Genomic DNA, 25,263 nt, shown 5'->3' on the forward strand with positions numbered 1-25,263 from the left:
GGACGGCCCGCGGGTCAAGCCGCAACCGAACCAGGCCACCAGACCAATCGCTGCCAGGAACGGCTTGACGCGCGGGCCGTCCGCGCGAAAATCCAAAAGCGGGAGGGGCGTCAGGCCACCGAAAGCGAACCCGGTCAGGAACGGTGCAGGTCAAGGACCCGGCCCCAGGCGTCAGGCCACCGAAAACGAACCAGGTCAGGAACGGTGCAGGTCAAGGACCCGATCCCCAGGCGTCAGGCCACCGAAAGCGAACCAGGTCAGGAACGCCGCAGCCTGGAAGCCGTGCCCTCCCCCGCCCGCAACACCGCCCCACAAGCCCGCAACGGGTCCCGTCGCTCCACCCTCATCAGCCGGTGCGTCTCGTGCGCGGCCTCAACCCGCAGCCGATCCAGCACCTGAGGGTCGGTGACGACCCCCTTGCGGATATACGTCCGACCCCCGACGTCATAACTGTCCCGCTGGATCTCCTCGTAATCAGTCGCCAGTCGCGGGTCACGCGCCAAGCCGGTCCCGTACGCCCACCACGCGCCGCCCACTCGGATGAACGTCGGACGCACCGTGCCGAACACGTAGTCGCGCAGCCCCGTCATGTCCCGGTCGCGGTAGTACCGGGCGATCTCCGCGTCGGCGAGACCCGCATAGTCGACGAGCCGCAGCCGGCTGGTCAACGCGGTACCGCCCATGTCCGGTACGAGGAGCGTCGCGTGCCCGTCCACCTCTGCCAGGTCCGCCAGTTCGTTGAACTCATGGCCGTACCGGTCGGCGACCCAGCACATGGGGAACGTCGGATCCTTGCGAAAGTCCGAGGCCGCCGAGGCGAACAACGTGCCGGACAACGCGACAGCCCCCGCGACAGCAGCAACGGCGAGCACACGGAACAACCGCCGTCCGCGCCCGAGAACGTGACTGGCCGCGACGGTGACGACAAGTGCGGCGAGCGGCCAGACCGGAGTGGCGAACCGCCACTGGGCCATCCAGTCGGGCTGCAGCACCGCGTAGCCGGCCAGTGCCAGGCCCAGCGGGATCAGGAGACCCGGCACCAGACCGCGTACGGCCGACGGACGCGACAGCAGAACGGCGACCATGCCCACGCCCAGCAACACGGCGGGCCATCCGGCATATCCGACGAGTTCGCCGACCTTTCCGAGGTCGCGGGGGCTGGGCACGCCCTGGGCCTTCGCCACGGCGGTGTTGGGGACCCAGAGGCCCCAACGGGCGTGCCGCCAGAGGAGGAACGCGCCGTAAGGCAAGGCAAACGCCGCAGTGGCGATCAGCGTCGAACGCAGCCTCGACCTGAGGCCGAGGCGCGGGGCGAGCAGCGCCACCGCAGGGAAGGCCGCGGCGTAGATGGCGCCGTCCGGCCGGGTGAGGGCGGCGGTGCAGGCCAGCAGACCGCAGACCACGGCCGCCCTCGGTCCCAACTCACCGTTGGCGAGCGCTCCGACGAGCACAGCGGCGATCCATGCGACCAAGAGGGCATACAAGGAGTTCTCCAGCCCGGAGAAGCACCAGATCACGTACGAGGGGACGGCCGCGAGGACGGTTCCGGCGACGAGTGTGACCACCGCGGGGCGGCGGACGAGGTACGACGCCGTGCGGTACATCGCCGCGACGGTTCCGGCGCAGCACAGGACGGCGAGCAGCTTGGGGTAGAGGACGTAGTCGGGGAACCCGGCGATCGCCCCGTGGTCGAACAGTCCGACAAACCGGCCCAGGACGAGCAGTACCAGCCAGGTGGAGTTCGAATACGCCTCGACCGACGGCGCACCGGGCTGGAGTGCGATGCCGTGGCCCTCGGCGATGCTGCGCGCGTACGCGAACGTAACCGCGGCGTCGTCGACGATCCAGTAGCGGTAAAGGAGTGCGTGCGCCGTGATCAGACCGGTGACGGCACCGACGACGAGGGTTGGACCGATCCACCGGAGCCGGGGTCTCCCTGAGGGCGGCACGGTGTCCCGGCGCTGCGAAGGGAGGGGAACGGGGGTGTGCGGAGCGTCGACGCCGGACTTGGGCATGTGATGTCTAACGGCCGAACCCGAGGACGGTAACCCACCACCCACCCACCCAAGCCGACCAACCAACCAAGCCACGCACCCACCCAAGCCAACCAACCAACCAAGCCACGCACCCACCCAAGCCGACCAACCAACCAACCAAGCCACGCACCCACCCAAGCCAACCAACAAACCCACCCAAGCCAACCAACAAACCAACCCAACCCAACCCCCGACCACCCGACTCGGATCCGAGTCCAACCGAGCGGTGCCCGACCAGGCCCTCGACGGTGGTCGACGCGCGCACGGTCTCGTCGACGCGGAACTCGACCGGCGCACCGTCCGGCCCCGTCACGGCGATGGGCACGATCCCGGTTGGACTCGGATCCGAGTCCAACCGAAAACGGCCCGGACCCTCGTCGGACAGCAGCACAGGTCGAGACACTGCGCCACTCGGGTGGGCCATGTCGGGTACCCGTTTCACCCGAGTGCACGCGTGGCACCGCCATGCCCATGACGAAGGCCTGCCGCCGACTTTTGACCCTTTTACTCGCCTCGCTGCTCGCCGTCCCGCTGACCGTGCTGGGCGGTGCCGCCCCCGCCGGCGCCGCGGTGACGCTGCCGCCCGGATTCTCGCTCGTCGACCTCCCCTCAGGTCAGACCGAGTTGCTGACCGACTTCGCGTGGACGCCCGACGGCGGCTACTTCACCACCGGCAAGAACGGCCGACTCGCCTGGGTGTCCCCGACCGGCGCGCCCCGGACCGTCGCGACCCTGGACGTCGACAGCACCGGCGACCTCGGCCTGGTCGGCGTCACGCTCGCCCCGGACTACGCGACCAGCCACACCGTCTACCTCTCGCGGGCGACTTCCGCACGCCACCTGCGGGTCGACGCGTGGACGGTCCAGCTGACCTCCGGCCAGCCCACGTCGATCACCAACAGCCGCACCGTCATCGACATCCCGGGCACCGGCGCGCAGCACGCGCTCGGCACGGTCATCGCGCCCGCCGACGGCACGCTGTGGATCGCGATCGGCGACAACGCGAGCCCGTCGTTCGTGGACCCGCAGGCGCTGCGCTCCCTGGACCTGAACGAGGGCTTCGGCAAGCTGCTGCACATGTACCCGGACGGCCGCGGGGTGGCGTCCAACCCGTTCTACGACTCCGCGAACCCGACGTCGTGGCGCAGCCGCGCGTACGCCACCGGCTTCCGCAGCCCGTTCCGCTTCTCCCTCGACCCGGCAACCGGCGGCCCCGTGCTCGGCGACGTCGGCTGGAACGACTACGAGGAAGTGGACATCATCCGGCCGGGGTCGAGCTACGGCTGGCCCTGCTGGGAGGGCTCGCACCAGACGGTCGGCTACCGGGACCTGGACGCCTGCCAGGGCGTCGGCACCGCGATGCCGCTGTGGGACTACCCGCACGGGCCGCAGGGCAGCACGGTGATCGGCGGCATCGTCTACACCGGTACGGCGTATCCGGCGCAGTACCAGGGCGCGTACTTCTTCGGCGACTACGTCTCGAACCGGCTGTACTCGATGACGTACGACGGGACCGGTCGGCTCACCCGTGAGCCCGAGGCGAACGGCTTCGGGTCCTCGATCGGCGCCCCGGTGAAGTTCGCGGCCGCGCCGAACGGCGACATCGTGTACGCCGACATCGGCTCGTCGAAGGTGCGTCGGCTGATCTACGCCGCGGGCAACCGGGCACCGGTCGCGGCGGGCACGACGAGCACCAACCCGTCGACGCTCACGGTCACGTTCGACGGGTCGGCGTCCTACGACCTGGACGGCGACCCGCTCACCTACGCCTGGGCGTTCGGGGACGGCACGACCGGCAACGGCGTGCACGTCACGCACCAGTACGCGGCGCCCGGCACGAGCCCGGTGACGGCGACCCTGACGGTCCGCGACCCGCTCGGCGCGTCCGACAGCACCTCGTTCACCGTCGTGCCGGCGAACCACACGCCGGTGGTGACGATCAACCGTCCCCCGGCGGGCACGGTGTACCGGGTCGGCGACACGATCAGCCTGACGGGTACGGCCAACGACGCCGAGGACGGCCCGCTGACCGTGCACTGGACGTCGAAGATCGTGCACTGCAGTGTCAGCACGTGCCACGAGCACGTAGGCACGTCGACCGACGGGCCGTCGTACTCGGCGCCGTTCGAGGACCACGGCGACAACACGAAGTGGGTGGTCACCGCTTCAGCGACCGACAGCCGCGGAGCCGTCGCGTCCGACACCTACACCGCGCTGCCGATGCTGCGCAGGATCACCGTCAACAGCAACACGCCCGCCGCGTTCACCATCAACGGGTTCGCGCGCCAGCAGGCCGACCTCACGGTCGGGGCCACGGTGACGGTCACCGCGCCGGTCACGGCCTCCGACGGCGTCGCGTCGTTCTCGTCGTGGACGGACGGCGCGCCGCGCACCCGCACGCTGACCATGCCGCAGAACGATCTGACGCTGACCGCGGTGTACAGCACGCCGATCGACCAGCGGTACGCGTCGGACGCGGCGTTCCGTGCGCTGATGGGCACGCCGACCGGGCCGGAGATCGGTGACGCGAACCTGCGCTACCGGGACTTCACGGGCGGCCGCGCCTACTGGACGCCGTCGACCGGCGTCCACGAGGTGCACGGGGCGTGCCGTACCGCCTACCTGGCGGCCGGCGGGCACGTGCGGTTCGGCGCGCCGGTCAACGACCAGACCCCGGCGCCGGACGGCATCGGCGCGTTCAACGACTTCACGGGCACGAGCGCGACGGGCGCCGCGTCCTGCTACTCGTCGCCGTCGACCGGCGGCCACATGGTGAACGGCGACATCCGCACCACGTGGCTGGGGCTCGGCGGCGTGACCGGGCCGAACGGCTACCCGGTGACCGACGAGGGCACGACCGTCAACGGCCGCGGCCGGTACAACAACTTCCAGAACGGCGCGATCTACTGGCTGAACTCCACCATCGGCGCGCACAGCGTCTACGGTGGGATCTTCGACAAGTACGCGGCGTTGGGCTGGGACAGCAGCATCCTGGGCTTCCCGCTCACCGACGAGACGGGTACCGCGGACGGCGTCGGGCGGTTCAACCACTTCGAGTTCGGCTCGATCTACTGGACGCCGAGCACGAACGCCCATGAGGTGCACGGTGACATCCGCACCCGCTGGTTCGCCCTCGGTGCGGAGCAGGGCCCGAACGGCTACCCGGTGACCGACGAGGGCACCACCGGCAACGGCCGTGGCCGGTTCAACAACTTCCAGAACGGCGCGATCTACTGGCTCAACTCCACCATCGGCGCGCACAGCGTCCACGGGTACATCTTCGAGAAGTACGCGGCACTGGGCTGGGACAGCAGCATCCTGGGCTTCCCGCTCACCGACGAGACCGGCACCCCGGACGGCGTCGGCCGCTACAACCACTTCGAACTCGGCTCGATCTACTGGACGCCGAGTACCAACGCCCATGAGGTGCACGGCGCGATCCGCACCCGTTGGGCCGAACTCGGGTGGGAGAAGTCGTACTTGAAGTACCCGATCACGGACGAGTTCTCGATCCCCGGCGGACGCCGCTCGAACTTTCAGGGCGGGTCTATCAGTTGGAACGCGTCGACCGGTCAGACGACCGATCAGCCCTGATCCAGAGCGCTGACGACCGATCGGCCCTGATCCAGGGTGCGTTCACGGGCCGGGCCGCGGATTCGCGGCCCGGCCCGACGCCGTTCAGGGGGCGTCCGCCGTGGCGAGCACCAGCCAGGACGGGCGCGGCGGGGTGCGTCCGCCGGGGAAGCCGCGGCCGTAGTCGGCGGCCTTGTCCCACACGTTCCACGACCGCGCCGACCAGCCCAGCCGGTTGAGCCACACCGCCGGGTCTCCGGTGCCGGACCGCCACATGTGCGACAGGGACGTCGCGACGCCGTCGCGGGCCGAGGGGTGCAGTCCGCCCGCGGCGGACATGGTGACGGCCAGGCGGCTGCCCGGGGCGGACAGCTTGTGGATCTCCCGGGCGAGGCGCTCGTTGTCGGCCTGCTCGAAGTAGACGAGAAGGCCTTCCGCCATCCACAGCGTCGGCTCGTGCGCCCGGAAACCGGCCGCCTGCAGCCGGGTCGGCCAGTCGGCGAGCAGGTCGCACGCGATCGCCGTGCGGTCGCAGGCCGGCTCGGCGTCGGCGAGGACGTGCCGCTTGAACTCCAGGACCTGCGGCTGGTCGAGCTCGAACACGCGCGAGCCCGGCGGCCAGGCGAGCCGGTAGGCGCGGCAGTCCAGGCCCGCGCCGAGGAGCACCACCTGCCGGACGCCCTCCGCGAGCGCCGCGTCGACGGCCTCGTCGAGCCACTTGGTGCGCACGACCACCGACAGCGTCAGGGCCTTCCAGAACATGGCCTCGCGCAGGCCCTCCGCGCCGCGCGCCGGGCGCAGCCGCTGCGCCGCGGGGCCGCCGGCGGCGACGAACGCGCCGGCGTACGGGTCCGCGAACAGCCGGTCGGAACGCTCCGTCTCCTCCGCGCGCAGCCGGGCCACGCCGAGGGCGGTCCGGCCGACGCCTTCCGGGATCCCGGGTATCGCGTCGACGCTCATACCAGAAGCGTAGATCGGCGCTCCGACGGCGCGGGCCGGGCCGCATGTAACAAGTCACCTATAGCGTGCTGGGTCGTACCTGCCCGACCTGCACCACAAGGACCCTGAAATGAAGCGTTGGCCTGCCGCCCTCGTCCTCGCGTTCGGCATCACCGTCGGCGCCGGGGGCGCCCAGACCGCCGTGGCGTCCGCCCAGCACGCGCCCGCCTGCGCCGCGGACGCCTCCCCGGGCCACACCCGCCGCCACCTGCCGGACGCGGAGATCTTCGCGACCGACAACACCGCCGTCATCACCGACCCGGCCGACCCCCGGCTGACGACCGAGCTGTACCGCTTCGCGTGCGAGGTGCGGTCGGTCGTGCGCGCGAGCGGCGCCGACCCGGAGCGGTCCTCGCTGCTGGACGGCGTGTTCTGGTCCGGTGACCTCGGCACGACGACCTACGAGCGGTCCCGCGAGTTCGACGTCGACGACGTGGACGCCGCCGAGCTGCGGGCCGTCGCCGAGACCGTGCGGGCCCGGTACCACCAGGAGTCCGTCCTGACGTTCGAGTACCTGCCGGAGTCGGCGCCGCGCGCGACGGCGATCGAGATCGAGGTCCCGGGCGTGGACGTCAAGACCCTGCACGACGGCCTGGCCTCCGACGCGGAGGCCCGCGAGCGGCTGTACGGCGGCTCGGTCACGGTGCGCGGCGGCAGCCTGCTCCTGGTGGCCGACCGCGCGGACGCCGACCTGGTGCGCAGGTTCGTCACCGTCCTGGGCGGTTCGTGGGACCAGGCCAAGGTCCGCTACGGTGCACGGGAGTTCGTGGGGTAGTCGGACAAAGGCGTGACGGGTGGGCTGCGCGGCAGGCCACCCGTCCGGGGAATCGAGGAGGTCGGCGTGGGTGTCTCGTCCGCGCGCCTCGACGAGGCGGCGGCGGAACGGCTGTACCGCCGCTACGCGGTGCCGCTGCTGTCGTTCTGCCTGCGGCACACCGGCGGGGACCGGCACTGGGCCGAGGACGTCGTCCAGGAGACGCTGGTGCGCGCCTGGCGCAACGGCAAGGACGCCGACGACCCGGAGCAGTCGCTGATGCCGTGGCTGGCCACGGTGGCGCGGCGCATCGTCATCGACGACCACCGCGCGAAGACGGCCCGGCCGGCCGAGGTCAGCCCCGGGCCGCTGGAATTCGTGCCCGCGGAGGACCAACTCGAGCCGCTGCTCCGTAGCATGGCAGTGGCGGACGCCTTGCAGTCGCTGTCGGAGCCGCACCGCGAGGTGCTGGTGGAGACGATGCTGCGGGACCGCACGGTCAACCAGGCGGCCGAGGTGCTGGGCGTTCCGGTCGGGACCGTGAAGTCGCGTGTCTACTACGCCGTCCGCGCGCTGCGGGTGGCACTGGAGGAGAGGGGGCTCGCGCCGTGAGCGGGACGGTGGACCACACCGATGTCGGCGCGTACGCGCTCGGCCTCCTGGAGGACGCGGACCGCGACGCCTTCGAGGCACACCTCGCCGACTGTGCGCGCTGCACCGCGGAACTGGCCGAAATGAGCGGCCTGCGCGAGTTGTTCGCGGATGTCGAGGCGGACGCTTTCGACGGGGCCGGGCCGGCCGCGCCGGACTGGCGGGCCCCCGAGCGCGAGGCCGTAACGCCGGACGCGTCCGTGCCGGGCCCGGCGGCGGCGCCGGCGGCCGAGCGGACGGACACGGCGGCGGACGAGGCAGCGGACCCCGGCGCCGAGCCGGACGACTCCGCACCCGACGACTCCGCACCCGACGACAAGCCCGCCGCGCCCGTCGTCGACCTGTCCGCGCGCCGCACCGCCCGGATGCGCCGCGGCGCCGCCGTCCTGGGCACCGCGGCCGCCGCGGCGGCCCTGGTCGTGACCGGCGTCGCGATCGGCGGCGGCTTCGACGACGACGCCGGGCACAGCTCCGCCGACCCGGGGCACGTCATGCCGACCACGCCGTCGGGGCAGCTGATGCTGACCGGCGAGCGGCACCCGGCGGCCGGCTCGGTCGCGGGCCCGGACGGGGTGACCGGCGTGGTGGCGCTGGAGGACAAGGGCTGGGGCACCCACGTGGGCCTCGAACTGGCGAACGTCCAAGGCCCGCTGCGCTGCGCGCTCGTCGCGGTCGGCAAGAACGGCGGCCAGGAGGTCGTCGGCAACTGGGCGGTGCCCGACAAGGGCTACGGCGTGCCGGCGAACCCGGCGCCGCTGACCTTCCACGGCGGCACCTCGATGAAGAAGGCCGACCTGGACCACTTCGAGGTCCGTACGGTGGACGGCCGGCTGCTGGTGACCGTGCCGGTCTAGGGCACGCCTCCGACCCACATTCGGACAAAGAGCGCCGAAACCCCCTCCCCGGAGGGGGTTTTCGCGTTCTCGGGAAATTTCTTCGAACCCGTTGAACCGTTTCGCGGGCGCGCCCCGTACCACGGCGCGACAACGACGAACGGCTCCGCGCGGGACCCGGCACCGCCGGTCCCCGGGGCCGCCCCACTCACCCAGCCGAGGTATCGCCATGCGCTCTCGTAGGTTCGTGCTGCCCGCAACCGTGCTGACCGCCGCCATGATGTCCGTTTTGACGGCATGTGGGAGCTCCGGGGACGACGCCAAGACGGCCGCGCCGGCCGCCGCGCAGTCGGCCGCCCAGTCCCCCGGTCAGCCCGCGGCCAGTCCGCCCGACCCCGGGCACGGCGGCCACGACGACGGCTACGGCGGCGGGAACGCCGCGCAGGCCGCGATGACCACCGGCGCCGAGGAGCCCGCGCAGGGCGAGGCGACGTACTTCACCGCGACGCTGACCGGCGCCAACGAGGTTCCGGGCACCGACGGCAAGGCGGTCGGCGACCCGGACGGCACGGCGACCGCGTACGTGCGGATCAAGGGGAACCAGGTCGCGTTCGCGATCACGTGGGACAAGATCGGCGCGCCCACCGCGGCGCACATCCACCAGGGTGTCGCGGGCGCGAACGGGCCGGTCGTGGTGCCGTTCTTCGCCGCGGCGCTGCCGGACTCGGCGCGCGCCGCCACGGGCAGCGTGAAGATCGACGACGCCGCGCTGCTCGACCGCATCAAGAACAACGCCGAGCGCTGGTACTTCAACCTGCACACCGCGGAGTTCCCGGGCGGCGCGGTGCGCGGCCAACTCGTCAAGACGGACAAGGCGTTCGACCTCAACGCGGTGCTCAAGACCGGCAAGCCCGAGAACACCCGCACCGCGCAGGCGAGCGGCGCGCAGGAGGTCGCGGCGCCGGGCAAGAAGGTGAACGACCCGGACGGCAAGGCCACGACCGCGATCCGGCCGTGGGGCAGCTGCGTCGACTACGCCTTCTCGTGGACGAACGTGGCCCCGCCGACCCTGGCGCACGTGCACCAGGCCGCCGCGGGCGCGAACGGGGCCGTCGCCGTACCGCTGTTCGCCGCGGAGAAGGGCCTGCCGCAGTCGGTGACCGGCCTGGCCGGCACCGTCGAGGGCGTCAAGCCGGACGTCGTCGCGGCGCTCACGCAGAACCCGGCCGGGTTCTACACCAACCTGCACACCGGCGAGTTCCCCGACGGCGCGGTCCGCGGCCAACTCGGCTGAGCTACACGCCTGCGCGGCGTCCGGTGGGCCACGGCCTACCGGGCGCCGCGCTGCGTCGCCTACGACTCGGCGGCTTCGGGTCAGCCCGCGGTGAGGCCGGTGTCGTTGCTCAGGATCGCGCCGTGCACGTTGCGGGCCTCGTCGGAGGCGACGTAGCAGAACATCGAGGCGATGTCCTCGGCCTGCGCCATCGGGCGCGGCGTGGTCGCGCGGCCGACCAGCTCCCAGTCGACGTCCTCGGGGATCCGGTAGTTGGCGACGAGGTTGGTCTCGATGCCGCCGGGCGCGATCGCGTTGACGCGCAGCGGGGTCTTGATGAACTCCCAGGCCAGCGAGCGGGTCAGCTGGACGACGGCGCCCTTGGTCATGGTGTAGACGACGCTGTACGCGAGGCCCATGACGCCGGCGTTGGACGCGATGTTGACGATGTTGCCCGAACGCTCGAGCAGGTGCGGGATCGCGGCCTGGCACAGGAAGAAGTAGCCGTCGATGTTGACGCCCATCATGCGCCGGTAGTCGGCCTCGGTGACCTCGAGGACGTGCTCGGCGCGGGCGATGCCGGCGATGTTGCCGAGGACGTCCAGGCCGCCGAACTCGGCGACGGCGGCGGCGACGGCGGCGAAGCACTCGTCGCGCGAGGAGACGTCGGTGACGCGGGTCACCAGCTTGCCCGGGAGGCCGGCGGCGAGGTCCGCGGTCTCGGCGAGCGCTTCGGCGTTGACGTCCAGCGCGTAGACGTTGGCGCCCTCGGCGGCCAGCCGCAGCGCGGTCGCGCGGCCCACACCGGACGCGGCGCCGGTGACGAGCGCGGTCTTGCCGTCGAACCGGCCGGACACGTGGACTATCGACATGCCTTCACTCCCACGGGCGTTGACGAACCGGCGCACGCGCCGGAGCGCGGTGCGGAGATCACGGATCGTGCCACAGCCTGAGCACGGAATCCATGGGCCGCCGGGCGGGTGGGACCCCGCCCGCGTGCCCCGCGTGACCTCCGCACCGACGCTCGCGCGCGCTGGTGCGTACATTCGCCCCCGGGCATCGCGGGTCAGCCCTTGCGGACCGCGGAGATGTCGAACGTGAGCTTGACCTTCTCGCCGATCAGCACGCCGCCGGTCTCGAGCGCGGCGTTGTACGACAGGCCCCAGTCGGTGCGGTCGATCGTGGTGCCGCCCTCGAAGCCGACCCGGTCGATGCCGTACGCGTCGGTCGCGGTGCCGGTGTACTCCAGGTCGAGCACGACGGACTTGGTGACGCCCTTGATCGTCAGGTCGCCGCTCATCCGGTAGTCGTCGGCGCCGACGCGCTTGGCGGAGGTGCTGCGGAAGACGATCTCCGGGTGCGCCTCGACGGCGAAGAAGTCGCTGTTGCGCAGGTGCTCGTCGCGCTGCGCCTGGTTGGTGTCGATGCTCGCGACCTTGATGGCGATCTCGGCGCTGGAGTTGGCCGGGTTCGCGCCGTCGAGGCGCAGCAGGCCCTCGTACTCGGTGAAGGCGCCGCGGACGTTGGTGACCATGGCGTGGCGGACGCTGAAGCCGATCGCGCTGTGCGTCGTGTCGATGACGTAGTCGCCGCTCAGGTGCGACAGGTCCGGGCCGTCGACGACGGCGGTGGCGGCCGGGGCGGCGGTGGTGACGGCGGCGTTCTTCGGGGTGCGGGAGAAGAGACCCATGACAGCTCCTTGGCGAGTGCATTTGGTTGAATGTTCAACCTGACTCGGTAAACGTAGCGCGTTTTAGTTGAACCGTCAACCACACCCTCCGGCGGGACCGCTCGCACGCCGCTAACCTGCGCGTATGACCACCCCCGCGCAGCTCCCGGCGCCCCTCGACCCGCGGCACACCGCCCTCGTGCTCGTCGACCTGATGCCGCGCATCGTCGACCTCCCCGGCCTCGCCCCGCACAGCGGCGCCGACACCCTCGCCACCTGCCTCGACCTCGCCGCCGCCTTCCGGACCGCAGGCGCGCCGGTCGCCGCCATCCGGGTCGACCGGCCGAACGTCGCCGAGCAGCCGCCCGGCAGCGAGCTGCACCCCGACGTCGAGAAACTGGCCGACGCCGTCTTCGTCAAGCGCTCCATCGGCGGCTTCACCGGCACCGGGCTGCGGGAGTGGCTCGCCGAGCGCGGCGTCACGCACGTCGTCTACGGCGGCATCGCCACCAACCTCGGCGTCGAGAGCACCGCCCGCGCCGCCTCCGACCACGGCCTCGAGGCGGTCTTCGTCGAGGACGCCATGACCGGGCTGACCGCCGCCGAGCACGAGGCCGCCGTCACACTCGACATGCCGCGGTTCGGCGACGTCGTGGCCGCCACCGACGTCAGGCTGGAAGCCGCATCCGACTCCGCGTGAGCGCGGCGGCACAGCGCGTAGGCTGACGGCACCACGACGAGGAGACCTCATGAAGCTCGCGATCCACTTCCCGAACTTCACCCTCCCCGGCGGCCCCGAGTCGATCGCCCCGACCCTGGCCGCCACCGCCCGCGCCGCCGAGGACCACGGCGTCGCCACCTTCACCGTGATGGACCACTACTTCCAGATGGAGTCCTTCGCGACCGCGCACGACCCCATGCTCGAGGGCTACACCACCCTCGGGTTCCTGGCCGGGCAGACCGAGCGCATGGAGCTCGGGCTGCTGGTCACCGGCGTCACGTACCGGCACCCGGGGCTGCTCGCCAAGATCGTCACCACGCTCGACGTGCTGTCCGGCGGCCGCGCCATGCTCGGCGCCGGGGCCGCCTGGTACGAGCGCGAGCACCTCGGGCTCGGGGTGCCGTACCCGCCGGTCGCCGAGCGCTTCGAACGGCTGGAGGAGACGCTGCGCGTCTGCCGGCAGATGTGGAGCGACGACGAGGGGCCGTTCGAAGGCCGGCACTACACACTCGCCGAGACCATCTGCGTGCCGCGGCCGCTGCGCGTCGTGCGGGGCGAGCACAGGCCGCGCGTGCTCATCGGCGGCATGGGCGAGCGCAAGACGCTGCGGCTCGTCGCGCAGTACGCCGACGCGGTGAACCTGTTCGCCACCGGGCCCGACACCGTCGCGCACAAGGTCGACGTCCTCAAGACGCACTGCGAGGCCGTCGGCCGCGACCCCGACGAGATCGAGAAGACCATGCTGTGGGGCGCCTTCGACCCGCTCGACGACATGGACGCCTTCGTCGACCAGATGGCCGGCTACGCCAAGCTCGGCATCGAGCGGGTGTGGCTGTCCGCGATGGACCAGGACCCGGCCGCGTGGGTCGGCCGGGTCGCGGCCGAGGCGGTGCCGAGGCTGGCCGGCCTGTGACCCGGCCGGTGCGGTGTACCGCGCCGACCCGGTGACCCGGCGCTGATCCGGCGCCTGCTCAGTCCTCGGACGAGGAGGCGGCCTTCCGCGCCGCCTCCTCGTCCAGGCGCCGCTCGGCCTCCGCCCAGCTGATCGGCAGGTCGCCGACCGCGGTGTTCCAGAACACGAACGTCGAGTGCTTCATCGTCGGGCGCATCTTCGTGACGACGCCGCGGTGCGGGTCGGTGCTGTTGAACTCCATCAGCGACGCGCGGCCGTCCCACGCGGACAAGGTCATGAACGTCCGCTTGAACGGCCGCGCCACCAGCGACGCGCCGAACGCGCCCGGCGCCGTCTTGACCTGCTTCCAGGCCGACAGCGAGTTCAGGAAGAAGCGCGGCACGTCCTTGAGGCTCCGGACCTCGAAGCGGGACGCCATGACGAGCGCGGTGGTTCCTTGCGGAGGGTTCGGGACGGTCCATGGGAGAGTCGGCACGGAGGCTCCTCGGAAGGTCTGCGGTGCGCGGTGCGTCCCTGACGGGGCCGCGTGACAGCGGGTAGAACAGACGCCGTGCTCACAAATTCCGCCGTCGCGCGACTCCGTGCCGATACCCCCGGCTGCGCCAACGTCACCCACCTGAACAACGCCGGCGCGTCGCTCCAACCGCGCGCCGTCACCGACGCCGTCATCGCCCACCTGCGGCTCGAGGCCGAGACCGGCGGCTACGAGGCGGCGGCCGCGCGGGCGCCCGAGATCGAGCACACGTACGACGCGATCGCCCGCCTCATCGGGGCCCGGCCGGACGAGATCGCCGTCGTCGAAAACGCCACCCGCGCCTGGGACATGGCCTTCTACGGCCTGCGCTGGCAGCCCGGCGACCGGATCCTGACCGCGCGCGCCGAATACGCCAGCAACGCGATCGCGTTCCTCCAGACCGCGCGGCGGTACGGCGTCCAGATCGACGTCGTGCCCGACGACGAGACCGGGCGGCTCTCCCTCGACGCGATGCGCGGCATGCTCGACGAGCGGGTCAAGCTCATCGCGATCACCCACGTGCCGACCCAGGGCGGCCTGGTCAACCCCGCCGCGGAGGTCGGGCGCATCGCGCGGGAGGCCGGCGTCACCTACCTCCTCGACGCGTGCCAGTCCGTCGGCCAACTCCCGGTCGACGTCGACGAGATCGGCTGCGACCTGCTGAGCGCCCCCGGCCGCAAGTTCCTCCGCGGCCCGCGGGGCACGGGGTTCCTGTACGCGTCGCGGCGCGTCCTCGGTTTGATCGAACCCCCCTTCCTCGACCTGCACGCGGCCACGTGGACGTCCCCCGACACGTACGAAATCCGCGACGACGCACGCCGCTTCGAGACGTGGGAGGGCAACTACGCCGGCAGGATCGGCCTCGGCGTCGCGGTCGACTACGCCCTCGAGGTGGGCGTGGACACCATCAAGGCCCGCAACGACCTCCTCGCCACCCGCCTCCGCGCCGCACTCGCCGAACGCCCCGGCGTCACCCTGCGGGACCTGGGCTCCGAACAGTGCGCCATCGTGACCTTCACCGTCGCAGGCCACGACAGCCGCACGGTCGCCAAGACCCTCGTCGACCAGGGAATCAACGTCTCGGTCTCGATCGGCGACTACGCCCAGTGGGACCTTTCGCCGCGCGGGTTGGACGCGGTCGTGCGGGCCTCGGTGCACTACTACAACACGGAGGAGGAGGTAGACCGCCTGGCCGAGGCGATCCCCGCGCCGACACGGGCCTGACCGCCGGACAGGCGGGGGGTCGGCGGTTCCGCGGTCGGATCGACCAGAAGCAGGCCGGCACCGCGCGGCCTGGGTGCGGCCCAGCGCGGGCGCAGCCCGTGCCGCGCGGCGCGGCGTGGGCCACGCGCGGCGTAGGCGTGGTGCGGCGCGGCGCGGGCGTAGCGCGGCACGGGCATAGCGCGGCACGGGCATAGCGCGGCACGGGCATAGCGCGGCACGGGCATAGCGCGGCGCGGCGCGGACATAGCGCGGCGCGGCGCGGACATAGCGCGGCGCGGCGCGGACATAGCGCGGCGCGGCGCGGGCATAGCGCGGCGCGGCGTAGGCGTAGTGCGGCGCGGCGGAGCGCCGGGCGGCGCCGCGTCCCGCGTCTCCTCGCCCATCTCCCCCTCACGTGACCGGGGCGTTATCCAACCGATGCTCACACGCCACCGTGTGGCCCCAATCACCCATTCCCGCCACGGGAGTTCGGGGCGCATGCTGGTGGCTTGCCCGGCTTCCGCCGTCGTGCGGCGGGGGTGGGGGGAGACGCGTCGCGGGGGTGCGCGCGGGGTTTGCGGGGGCGGCGGGAGGGGGTGGGCGTGGCGTCGGAGGTCGCGAGCGAGGCGCGGTCGGCGCCGGGGCGCACGGCGGCCGCGCTGCCGGCGTTCGCGGTGGGGCCGGTGCTCGGCGTCGCGGTGCTCCAGGTCGGGCTGCTCAGCGCGCTGTCCGGCCGGTACGGGTTCCACCGGGACGAGCTGTACTTCATGGCGGCCGGCCACCATCTGGCGTGGGGGTACGTCGACCAGCCGCCGTTGACCCCGTTGCTGGCCCGCGGCTCGACGGAGCTGTTCGGCGACTCGCCGTACGGGCTGCGCGTCGTGGCCACTCTCGCGGCGGCGGCCGTGGTCGTCGTCGTCGCGTTCATCGCGCGCGAACTCGGCGGCGGGCGAGGGCCGCAGGCGCTGGCCGCGGCGTGTGTCGCGGTGTCGGGGTTCGTGCTCGCCGTGGGCCACATGGTGTCGACCGCGACGTTCGACCTCCTGGCCTGGCTGGTGATCGCCTGGCTGGCACTGCGTCTGCTGCGCACCGCCGACGGGCGCTGGTGGCTGCCGCTCGGGGTCGCCGTCGGGGTCGGCGCCCAGAACAAGTACCTCGTGGCACTGCTGGTCGCGGTGCTGCTCGTCGGCGTGCTCGCGGTCGGCCCGCGCGACGCGCTGCGCGGGTGGTGGCCGGTCGCCGGCGTCCTGGTCGCCGCGGCCATCGCCCTGCCGACACTCGTCTGGCAGGCGCGCCACGGATGGCCGCAGCTGGACGTCGCGCGCGGCATCGCCGAGGACGACGGCACCGAGAACCGGATCGGCCTGATCCCCGGTCAGCTGGTTTTCCTCTCACCAGTCTTCATTCCGATCTGGATATACGGCGCGGTCCGGCTGTGGCGCGACGCCGACGTGCGCTGGGCCCGCCCGCTGGTGGTCGCCTACCCGCTGCTGCTCGTCGCGGTGCTCGCGATCGGCGGCAAGCCGTACTACGCGTTCCCGCTGCTGATCGTGCTGCTCGCCGCCGGATGCCAGCCGCTGCTCGAGCGTGGCCTGCGGGCACGACGCGGCCTCGTGACGGCGGTCGCGCTGTCGCTGGCGGTCAACGCGTACCTGGTGCTGCCGCTGGTGCCCGAGTCCGGGCTGGGCGTGCCGAACAAGGTCGACAAGGAGCAGGGCGAGCAGGTCGGCTGGCCGGAGCTGGCGGACGCGGTCGCGGCCGGTTGGCAGCAGATCCCCGAGTCGGACCGGCCGCGCGCGGTCGTCCTGGCGAACAACTACGGCGAGGCGGGGGCCCTCGACCGGTACGGGCCGGCCCGTGGGCTGCCCGCGCCGTACTCGGGGCACATGGCGTACGCCGACTGGCGGCGCCCGCCGGACCGCGCCGACGGACCGGTGTTGATCGTCCGTCAGAAGGACGCGGCGGGCACGGACCGGTACTTCACCGACTGCCGAGAGGTCGGCCAGGTGCACAACAACCACGGCGTCGACAACGAGGAGGACGGCTCACGGGTCGTGCTGTGCGCGGGACCCCACGAGATCTGGTCGGCCCTGTGGCCGCGTTTGCGCCACTACTACTAGCCGAACCGCGCGACTTACGACGTGATCGACCCTCACTGCCAGGTTAATGATCAACGCGCGGTTATGGTGAGCCGTGCCCTTCGCTCACACGTCCGACGGCGTCGCCGTCCACTACGAGGTCCACGGCTCCGGCGAGCCGCTGGTCCTCATCAGCGGGCAGTCCAACTCGCTGCACTGGTGGGACCGCGTGCGTGAGGACTTCAGCGACCGGTTCACCCTCGTCGTGCTCGACCATCGGGGCACGGGCAAGAGTGACAAGCCCGACGCCGATGTTTACAGCACGCCACGGTTCGCCGAGGACGTCGTCGCGGTCCTGGACGCCGAGGGCATCCCGAGCGCGCACATCTACGGCACCTCGATGGGCGGCCGGATCGCGCAGTGGATCGCCGCGGGGCACCCCGACCGGGTGCGGCGCCTGGTGCTCGGCTGCACGTCGCCGGGGGGACGCAACGCCGTCGAACGCAGCGCGGCCGTCCGGCACTCGCTCGCCCAGGCCGACCCGCACGCGGTGCGCGCCGCGCTCCTCGACCTGATGTACACACCCGCGTGGGTGGCCGCCAACCCCGGCCCGTACTTCACGCTCGGTGACCCGGGCATGCCCGCCCACGCCCGCCGGTGGCACCTGCGCGCGAGCGCCCGCCACGACGCGTGGGACGCGCTGCCGACCATCGCCGCGCCCACGCTCGTCATCCACGGCACCGCCGACGAGTTCAACCCCGCGGCCAACGCGCCGCTGCTCGCCGGGCGCATACCCGGGGCACTGCTCCACATGATCCCCGAGGCCCGGCACGGGTACTTCGAGGAGTTCCGCGAGACCGCCTCGCCGCTCGTCCTGGACTTCCTCGACGCCGGCTGACGCACCCTCGCAATTTGTCGCAAAGACAACTGTCGCCGCATCCGCCCCACGCCGCACTGTGTTGCCTGCGGCTCAGCGTGCCGGCAAGCACCACGGAGATCCCGCCAGGCTCGTGCCCCCGGTGTGCCGCGATCGGAACGGCCAGGACCTCGCACCCCCCGGAGCGTCCACCCCAGACGCCCGGGTCCTCGAAGGGAAGGACCCCCCTCCATGCGAGTTGTTGGCTCCATCAAGCGCGCGTCCGCCCGCTCCGCGGGGGTCGCCGCCGTCGCCATCGGGCTGGTCGCCGCGGGCATCACGCCCGCGCTGGCGGCGCCGGCCCCGTCCGGCGGAACGGTCGCCGCGGAGCACTCCGCGACCGCCATCCCCGGCAGCTACATCGTCACCCTCAAGTCCAACGCGGGCTTCCAGGCGGAGTCCGCCAAGGGCAAGGACCTCGCGGGCAAGTACGGCGCCAAGGTCAAGCACACCTACACCACGGCGCTGAACGGCTTCTCCGCGAACATGACCGCGCAGCAGGCCCGGCGCATGGCCGCCGACCCGTCGGTCGCGCTGGTCGAGCAGGACCAGGTGGTCCGCGCCGACACGACGCAGCCCAGCCCGCCGTCGTGGGGCCTGGACCGGATCGACCAGGCCAACCTGCCGCTCGACAACTCGTACACGTACCCGAACGCGGCCGGCGGCGGCGTGACCGTGTACGTGATCGACACCGGCGTCCGCATCACGCACAACGACTTCGGCGGGCGCGCCAGCTACGGGTACGACGCGGTCGACAACGACAACGTGGCCCAGGACGGCAACGGACACGGCACGCACGTGGCCGCGACCATCGCCGGATCCTCCTACGGTGTCGCCAAGGCCGCGAAGATCGTCGCCGTCCGCGTGCTGGACAACGGCGGCTCGGGCACCACGTCCGGCGTCATCAGCGGCATCGACTGGGTCACCGCAAACGCGCAGCTCCCCGCGGCCGCCAACATGAGCCTCGGCGGCGGCGCGAGCACGTCCCTCGACAACGCGGTGAAGCGCTCCATCAGCGCAGGCGTCACCTACGCCGTCGCCGCCGGCAACAACGGCGTCAACGCGGCCAACTCCTCGCCGGCGCGCGTCACGCAGGCCATCACGGTCGGCGCGACGTCGAACACCGACACCAAGGCGAGCTGGTCCAACTACGGCAGTGTCCTGGACCTGTTCGCCCCCGGTGTCAACATCACCTCGGCGTGGAACACCTCCAACTCGGCGACCAACACCATCTCCGGCACCTCGATGGCGAGCCCCCACGTCGCCGGCGCGGCCGCCGTGTACCTCTCCACCCACCCCTCCGCGTCCCCCGCGTCGGTCTCCTCCGCCCTGGTCGCGGCCGCGACCACCGGCAAGGTGAAGAGCCCCGGCTCCGGCAGCCCGAACCGCCTCCTGCGCGTCACCGGCTGACGAGGCCCCCGAGCCACCGCAGATTCGCAGCGATCCCTGCCCGCCCCAACGCAAGAGCGCCACGGCGCCCGGCCCCCACCACGGGCCGGGCGCCGCCCCGACCGGGTCGGGAACGGTGCGGCGAGGCGCCGGGCCTCACCCCTCGTCGACGGTCCCGTGGATGCGAGCCAGAATCCCTGGGTTGGTCACGTGCACGGGGACGTTGTCCTCGTCGAACAGCCCCAACCGTTGCAACGCACCACCCTCGACCGGAACCACCGCTCCCGTCGTGTACGCGGACAGGTCGGAGATCAGGAACAACACCGCGGCGGCCACGTCCTCCGGTGTCCCCCGTCGGCCCAGAGGAACGCCGCGTCCGGCGAGGGCGGGGTCCTGTGCGACACCGGTCGCCCTCGGCGTGGTGATCGAACCCGCCGCCACAGCGTTCACGCGGATCCCGTGCCGGCCCCACTCCAGGGCCAGCGTCCGCGTCAGCCCGAGGACGGCGGCCTTCGCCGTGCCGTAGCCCACGTGGTACGGCGCCGCGACGACACCGCCCGTCGAGGAAATGGTCGCGATCGAACCACCGGAACCCTGCTCGACGAGCCGACGCGCAACCGCCTGGGACAGGAACATCACGTGGTGCAGGTTGAGTTCGAGGACCGCGTCCCACTGATCCCGTTGGACGTCGAGCGCAGGCCCCCAGTGCGGGACGAGGCTGCCCCCGACCACGTTGACCAGGCCGTGCAGCGCACCCGGAGCCGCATCGAGCACCGCTGCGACACCCGACTCCGTCGAGATGTCCGCACACACCGGAACAGCGGTGGCCGGCAGCCCAAGGTCCGTGAGCCGTTCCGCGTCACGGTCGACGGCGACAACGACCGCCCCCGCGTCCGCGAGGGCCCGCGCGCAAGCAGTACCGATGCCCCCACCACCCGCACCGGAGACGATGACGGTGCGGCCGTCCAGGCGAAGCCGGTCGAGGATCACGCGTGAGCCTTTCGAGTCGATGCGTCGCGCAGGAGCGGAACGACCTCACGCCCCAGCACCGCGATCTGTTCACGGGCCGCCTCCGGGTCGACCCCCGGGACATGGACCCGCAGGTTGAGGCACGTGGCCCCGGTGTCCCGCCAGGTCGCGAGCAGTTCGGCGGCAAGCGCCTCAGGTGTGTCGTGGCACAGGAACCCGGTGTCACGCCAGTGCCGTTGCGCCGCCGCGGGCGAATAGGACCGGTACACGTCGCGCTGCTGTTCGAACGCCTCGCGCGGCGGATCGCCGAGCCATACACGTCGGATGAGCACACGCGGCCCGGTGCCCCCGGCGTCCACATAGTGCCCGGTCAGCTCGCTCAGACGTTCGGGCGTGGACGCACCGTCGTACAACACACCGGTGCCACACGCCGCCGCACGCCGTACCGCCGCCGGGCTCATCGCGGTGCTGACGACCGGCACAGGCGCCGCCGCACACGCGGACAGCGCGCGGTCACCGGCCAGTTCGCCGAGGTCCTCGCCGCGCAGCAGGGCGGCGAGGCGCGGCAGTCCGGCACGGAAGCGCGGCATGGCGTCGGCGTGGTCGAGGTCCATGACGCGGAAGTCGAGCGCGAGGGCGCCCGGTGCGACGCCGATGCCGACCCGTCCGGGACAGCGGGCGGCGAGCCACGCGACCTCTTCCGCGAGCATGGCGACCGGCCGCAGCGGCAGCAGCATCGGGCACGGCGCGGCCCAGAAGCCGGGCGTGCCCGACGTGCGGTCGAGCAGCCAGCCCGTGACCTGGAGCGGGTTGGGCAGGTAGCCCGCGAAGCCGCCGTGGTGCTCGCTGGTCATGACGCCGTCGAAGCCGGCCTCGGCGGCGAGTCCCGCCTGCGCGCACAGTTCGGCGGCGATGCCGGGCGCGTCGAGGTCGTTGTGCGGATAGATCCGCATGGATATGGACCCGTCGGCGAACGCGGCGGCCTCGGCCGTGCCGGTCATGCCGGTCCCTCCCTCCCCGCGCGGCTGTCGGCGGCGGGGGCTGTCGATCATGCGCGGCGTGCGGAGCGTACGTGGGTCATCCACCGATGAAAAGGCCGGTGCCGACAACGGCGCGAAGCCGAGCCGAGCGCCGGCCCGAAACCCGGATCGGGAGCCGGATCGTGAACCGAATCGGGAGCCGAACCGTGAACCGGATCGTGAACCGGATCGTGAACCGGATCGAGGCCCAGCCCGAAACCCGACCGGCCCCGCACTGTTCCCGCACCACGCCGGCGCCGGTCATGCTGGTCCCCGCACAGGTTCGGCGTTCCCCCTCGTCATTCGGCTTCGACCGTTAGGGACCGACCATGAGTGCTTTATCCACGCGATTCACCGAACGGTACGGCGTCCGCTACCCGTTCGCCTGCGCCGGCATGGCGTTCGCGGGCGAGAACCCCGACCTGGCCGTCGCGGTGTCCGGCGCGGGCGGCGTCGGCGCGCTCGGGGTGGGCGTGCTGCCGCCGGACCGGCTGCGCGAGCTGATCCGCGACATCGGCGCCCGCGTCGGCGGGCGGCCGTACAACATCAACCTGATCACGTACTTCGGCAACGACGAGCACGTCGCGGTGTGCGCCGAGGAGCGTGTGCCGATCGTGTCGTTCCACTGGGGCCACCCGCCCAAGCACCAGCTCGAACTGCTGCGCGGCGCCGGGGTGTCGGTGTGGGAGCAGGTCGGTTCGGCCGAGGCCGCCGAGCGCGCGGTGGGCGACGGGGTGGACGCCGTGGTCGCGCAGGGCTGGGAGGCGGGCGGCCACAACTACGGCGGGCTGCCGACGATGGTGAACGTACCGGCCGTCGTCGACGCGGTGGGCGACCGCGCGCTGGTGCTGGCCGCCGGCGGCATCACCGACGGCCGTCAGGTCGCCGCCGCGCTGTGCCTGGGCGCGGACGCGGTGTGGGTGGGCACCCGCATGGTCGCCTCGCACGAGGCCAACGTGCACCCCGAGCACCACCGCCGGCTGGTCGCCGCGACCGGCGAGGACACCGTGCGTTCGGCGGTCTTCGGGCCGGAGTGGCCGGACTTCAACCCGATGCGGCTGCACCGCAACCGGCTGGTGGAGACGTGGACCGACCGCCTGGACGAGGTCCCCGCGGTGCGCGGCCCCGAGGACGAGATCGGCACCACCGAGTTCCTGGGCATGGAAATGCCGCTGCACCGCTTCGACGTCGCGCTTCCGGTCGCGGCGACGAGGGCCGACGCCGAGGAACTGCCGTGGCTGATGGGCCAGGGCGTGGGGCTGGTCCGTGGTGTCGAGCCGGCCGCGGACATCGTCGCGTCGATGATGCGGGAGGCCGGCGAGGTGCTGGGCCGGTTCAACGGCTGACCGGCCCGCGGCGCCTCAGCCGGCGACTCCTGCGGCTCCGAGTGGCTCCGGGCGGCTCCGAATGGCGCCGGGTGGCGCCGGGTGGCTCCGGGCGGCTTCTCACCCCCGCAAGCCCACCGCGCCCACCGCCGACTTGGGGCTGCGCGCCACCGCGATGACGGCGATGTCGTCGGCGAGGTGGTGCGTCCAGTCGCGCACTCCGTCGGACAGGTGCCGGACCAGGTGGTCGGGCGTGCCGCGCACGGCGTCGGCGAGGTGCTCGGTGATCGGGTAGAACTCGCTGCTGGAGTTCCGCGCCTCGCTGAGCCCGTCGGTGTGGACGACGAGCGTCGTGCCGTGGTCGAACCGCACCCGGTGCGGGCGGATGGCGAAGTCTTCGCCGTCGCCGGCCGGGTCGAGTCCCCCGAACCCGAGCGGCAGCAGCGCCGGGACGTCGAGCTCGCGCGCCCGGCCGTCCGCGACCGCCAGCGGCGCCAGGTGGCCGCAGTTGACGAGCTGTAGTTCGTCCGCGGGCGCGTGGTGCTGCAACAGCACGGCCGTGGCGAACAGTTCGTCGTCGCCGTACGCCGTGGACGCGCGCCGCACCTGCCGGTCCAGGCGCGCAGCCAGCTCGCCGAGGTCCGGGGTCTCGTACGCCTGACTCCGGAAGCAGCCGAGCAGGTCGGTCACGGTCTTGACGGCCGGCAGCCCCTTGCCGCGCACGTCGCCGATCAGGACGCGCGTGCCGTACGGCGTGTGCAGGGCCTCCAGGAAGTCCCCGCCGACGCCGGTCCCCGCGGTGGCGGGCTTGTAGAGGCTGGCCAGGCGCAGTCGGCCCAGCGCGGGCGGGATCGGGTGCAGCACGGCGTGCTGGAGAGCGTGGGCGGTCTCCCGGGTCTGGGCGAGCCGGTCGGACTGCTCTCTGCGCGACCACGCGACCGCACCGGCGCCCGCGCCGACCGCGAGGGCGGCGACGACGGCGACGAGGTTGTCGGGGTCGGTCTCGGTGAGCGCGTACTGCAGCCCGGCGGCCGCGGTCACGGTCAGGGCGACCACGGGCCGCCCGAGGAACAGCGCGGCCGCGGCGACGACCGCCGTGCCCACCCACAGCAGCTGGTGGGCGTCGTCGGGCAGCGGTCCGGGGCCCGCCCCGGACGCGGCGGGGAACGCCTGCGCGGCCGAGGTGCCGAGGAGGATCGCGGCGGGCAGCAGGGCCGCGTTGATCCCGAGGTGCGTACGCGGGATGGCGGCAAGGAACTGCGCCATCCGCGGAGCCAGCGCCAGCATGACGCCGAACCCGATGAGCGCGACGACCACGCAGCCGCTCAGCACCGGGTGCGGGCTCCGCACCAGGAGGGGCGTGAACATCACCATGCCGAGGGCGGCCAGCGGCAGACCCAGGGATCCCCCGGTCAGGGGCGTGATGCGGCGGCTCCGGACCAGCAGGCAGCCCGCGGCACCGCCCATGCCGAACGCGGACACCACCAGGGCACTCGCCTCGGGGGTGGTTCCCGAGTCGGCGGTGAGCGCGGGCACTGCGGTGGCGAGGACGACCTGGGTGAAGCCCAGGGCGATACCGGACGCCAGCGCCGCGGCCAGCACACAGCCGGGGATGGGCGGCGGGGAGCCGCGGCGCGGACCCGTCACGCGGCTCCGCAGCTCGGCCAACAGGTACGCGGTCGCGGCCGCGGCGAGGAGTCCGGCGACGCGTCCGTCCGTCCAGCCCCACAGGGGTGCGAGCTGCAGCCCGACGGCGGCCGCCACGCAGGCGGCGACCCGGGAGGCGGTGCGGAACGGGTGCGGCAGCCGGAACGTCGTGGACGGCGCCGTCTCGGGGAGGTAGCGGCGCACCATGGCCAGTGCCGCTGCGGCGGCGAGGGCCATCAAGGCCATGACCAGCCGCCAGCCGGCCACGGAGGAGGCCTGCGGCGCGAGGTTGATCGCGGCGACGAAGCCGGCCGACATCGCCGCGAGCCATCCGCTCATCACGCGGTTGATGCGGCCGGGCATGTACACCGATGACATGAAGGCGAGGCAGCTGACGAACACGGCGGCCAGGGATCCCGCGACGAGGATCCGGCCGAGCATGTAGACCGGGACGCTGAACGCGCCGGTGAGGATGACACAGCCCGCGGTGAGTACGGCGAGGGACACGGTCAGCACGGTACGGCGGCCTCGCAGGTCGCCCACCCGGCCGGCGACGGCCAGGGCCACGATGGCGATCCCCAGGCCGAGGACGCGGGCGAGGACGTCGTCCTGGTGGGTCAGGCCCAGCTCGGACCGCACGAGGGGCACGGTGGCGGACTGCATCGCCGGAGCGACGACGTACAACGCAGCCACCGCGGCCAGGAGCAGGCCTATCACCCGCGTCGAGACCGGCTTGGTACCGGCCGGCAGTACGACCGCCGGCACTGTCTCTCTCTGTCCC

The 25,263-nt window shown here is 72.5% G+C and carries 20 protein-coding genes; 12 read left to right on the forward strand and 8 right to left on the reverse strand.

What is annotated here, in order from left to right:
* Positions 1 to 257: 257 nt before the first annotated feature.
* On the reverse strand, positions 258 to 2,015 hold the full coding sequence (locus QI554_RS27200; protein ID WP_281473271.1) for a hypothetical protein: 1,758 nt from the start codon (positions 2,013 to 2,015) through the stop codon (positions 258 to 260).
* A 486-nt stretch (positions 2,016 to 2,501) separates the two neighbouring features.
* Here QI554_RS27200 and QI554_RS27205 point away from each other — a divergent pair, with 486 nt between their 5' ends.
* Positions 2,502 to 5,630 (forward strand): PQQ-dependent sugar dehydrogenase, encoded by a 3,129-nt coding sequence (locus QI554_RS27205; protein ID WP_281473272.1) that lies wholly within the window; start codon positions 2,502 to 2,504, stop codon positions 5,628 to 5,630.
* A gap of 84 nt (positions 5,631 to 5,714) precedes the next feature.
* On the opposite strand, the gene QI554_RS27210 is transcribed toward QI554_RS27205, so the two are convergent.
* Positions 5,715 to 6,569: an SAM-dependent methyltransferase gene (locus QI554_RS27210; protein ID WP_281473274.1), complete on the reverse strand. Its 855-nt coding sequence runs from the start codon at positions 6,567 to 6,569 to the stop codon at positions 5,715 to 5,717.
* A 109-nt stretch (positions 6,570 to 6,678) separates the two neighbouring features.
* Here QI554_RS27210 and QI554_RS27215 point away from each other — a divergent pair, with 109 nt between their 5' ends.
* The 4 genes from QI554_RS27215 to QI554_RS27230 all read left to right on the forward strand — a co-directional run bounded on the left by QI554_RS27215 (position 6,679) and on the right by QI554_RS27230 (position 10,140).
* Positions 6,679 to 7,383 (forward strand): hypothetical protein, encoded by a 705-nt coding sequence (locus tag QI554_RS27215; protein ID WP_281473276.1) that lies wholly within the window; start codon positions 6,679 to 6,681, stop codon positions 7,381 to 7,383.
* A gap of 66 nt (positions 7,384 to 7,449) precedes the next feature.
* Positions 7,450 to 7,974: a sigma-70 family RNA polymerase sigma factor gene (locus tag QI554_RS27220; RefSeq protein ID WP_281473278.1), complete on the forward strand. Its 525-nt coding sequence runs from the start codon at positions 7,450 to 7,452 to the stop codon at positions 7,972 to 7,974.
* Positions 7,971 to 8,867 carry an anti-sigma factor family protein gene (locus QI554_RS27225; protein WP_281473280.1) on the forward strand — a complete coding sequence of 299 codons (897 nt, stop codon included), beginning with the start codon at positions 7,971 to 7,973 and terminating at the stop codon, positions 8,865 to 8,867. Before QI554_RS27220 ends, QI554_RS27225 begins: the two co-directional genes overlap by 4 nt.
* 208 nt (positions 8,868 to 9,075) lie before the next feature.
* A complete protein-coding gene (locus QI554_RS27230; RefSeq protein WP_281473282.1) occupies positions 9,076 to 10,140 on the forward strand; it encodes a CHRD domain-containing protein in 1,065 nt (354 codons plus the stop codon).
* Positions 10,141 to 10,220: 80 nt separating this feature from the next.
* Here the strand turns inward: QI554_RS27230 and QI554_RS27235 are convergent, their stop codons facing one another.
* On the reverse strand, positions 10,221 to 10,991 hold the full coding sequence (locus QI554_RS27235) for an SDR family NAD(P)-dependent oxidoreductase (RefSeq protein ID WP_281473283.1): 771 nt from the start codon (positions 10,989 to 10,991) through the stop codon (positions 10,221 to 10,223).
* Between the two features lie 194 nt (positions 10,992 to 11,185).
* Positions 11,186 to 11,809 (reverse strand): YceI family protein, encoded by a 624-nt coding sequence (locus QI554_RS27240; protein ID WP_281473285.1) that lies wholly within the window; start codon positions 11,807 to 11,809, stop codon positions 11,186 to 11,188.
* Positions 11,810 to 11,933: 124 nt separating this feature from the next.
* Between QI554_RS27240 and QI554_RS27245 the strand changes: the two genes are divergently transcribed.
* Together QI554_RS27245 and QI554_RS27250 are read left to right on the forward strand one after the other, a co-directional pair.
* Positions 11,934 to 12,488: a cysteine hydrolase family protein gene (locus tag QI554_RS27245; RefSeq protein ID WP_281473287.1), complete on the forward strand. Its 555-nt coding sequence runs from the start codon at positions 11,934 to 11,936 to the stop codon at positions 12,486 to 12,488.
* Between the two features lie 49 nt (positions 12,489 to 12,537).
* Positions 12,538 to 13,422 (forward strand): LLM class F420-dependent oxidoreductase, encoded by an 885-nt coding sequence (locus QI554_RS27250; RefSeq protein WP_281473289.1) that lies wholly within the window; start codon positions 12,538 to 12,540, stop codon positions 13,420 to 13,422.
* Positions 13,423 to 13,480: 58 nt separating this feature from the next.
* Here the strand turns inward: QI554_RS27250 and QI554_RS27255 are convergent, their stop codons facing one another.
* Entirely contained in the window at positions 13,481 to 13,897 is a 417-nt protein-coding gene (locus QI554_RS27255; RefSeq protein ID WP_281473291.1) for a DUF3291 domain-containing protein, read from the reverse strand.
* Positions 13,898 to 13,972: 75 nt separating this feature from the next.
* Here QI554_RS27255 and QI554_RS27260 point away from each other — a divergent pair, with 75 nt between their 5' ends.
* The 4 genes from QI554_RS27260 (at position 13,973) to QI554_RS27275 (ending at position 19,543) form a co-directional block, all read left to right on the forward strand.
* Positions 13,973 to 15,160, forward strand: a complete 1,188-nt coding sequence (locus tag QI554_RS27260) for an aminotransferase class V-fold PLP-dependent enzyme (protein WP_281473293.1) — start codon at positions 13,973 to 13,975, stop codon at positions 15,158 to 15,160.
* A 581-nt stretch (positions 15,161 to 15,741) separates the two neighbouring features.
* Entirely contained in the window at positions 15,742 to 17,259 is a 1,518-nt protein-coding gene (locus QI554_RS27265; RefSeq protein WP_281473294.1) for an ArnT family glycosyltransferase, read from the forward strand.
* A gap of 73 nt (positions 17,260 to 17,332) precedes the next feature.
* Positions 17,333 to 18,115, forward strand: a complete 783-nt coding sequence (locus QI554_RS27270; RefSeq protein ID WP_281473296.1) for an alpha/beta fold hydrolase — start codon at positions 17,333 to 17,335, stop codon at positions 18,113 to 18,115.
* Positions 18,116 to 18,325: 210 nt separating this feature from the next.
* Positions 18,326 to 19,543 (forward strand): S8 family peptidase, encoded by a 1,218-nt coding sequence (locus QI554_RS27275; RefSeq protein ID WP_281473299.1) that lies wholly within the window; start codon positions 18,326 to 18,328, stop codon positions 19,541 to 19,543.
* A 135-nt stretch (positions 19,544 to 19,678) separates the two neighbouring features.
* Here QI554_RS27275 and QI554_RS27280 read toward each other — a convergent pair whose 3' ends face one another.
* Together QI554_RS27280 and QI554_RS27285 are read right to left on the reverse strand one after the other, a co-directional pair.
* The gene (locus QI554_RS27280; protein ID WP_281473301.1) at positions 19,679 to 20,512 is read right to left on the reverse strand and encodes an SDR family NAD(P)-dependent oxidoreductase; all 834 of its coding nucleotides are present in this window, start codon (positions 20,510 to 20,512) and stop codon (positions 19,679 to 19,681) included.
* The gene (locus tag QI554_RS27285; protein ID WP_281473303.1) at positions 20,509 to 21,492 is read right to left on the reverse strand and encodes an LLM class flavin-dependent oxidoreductase; all 984 of its coding nucleotides are present in this window, start codon (positions 21,490 to 21,492) and stop codon (positions 20,509 to 20,511) included. The genes QI554_RS27280 and QI554_RS27285 overlap by 4 nt, the downstream gene beginning before the upstream one ends.
* Positions 21,493 to 21,839: 347 nt before the next feature.
* Between QI554_RS27285 and QI554_RS27290 the strand changes: the two genes are divergently transcribed.
* The gene (locus tag QI554_RS27290) at positions 21,840 to 22,856 is read left to right on the forward strand and encodes an NAD(P)H-dependent flavin oxidoreductase (RefSeq protein ID WP_281473304.1); all 1,017 of its coding nucleotides are present in this window, start codon (positions 21,840 to 21,842) and stop codon (positions 22,854 to 22,856) included.
* A 99-nt stretch (positions 22,857 to 22,955) separates the two neighbouring features.
* Here the strand turns inward: QI554_RS27290 and QI554_RS27295 are convergent, their stop codons facing one another.
* Positions 22,956 to 25,247: an MFS transporter gene (locus QI554_RS27295; protein ID WP_281473306.1), complete on the reverse strand. Its 2,292-nt coding sequence runs from the start codon at positions 25,245 to 25,247 to the stop codon at positions 22,956 to 22,958.
* Positions 25,248 to 25,263 lie beyond the last annotated feature (16 nt).

Origin of the sequence: Yinghuangia seranimata (assembly GCF_029953285.1) — a bacterium.
GTDB lineage: Bacteria > Actinomycetota > Actinomycetes > Streptomycetales > Streptomycetaceae > Yinghuangia > Yinghuangia seranimata.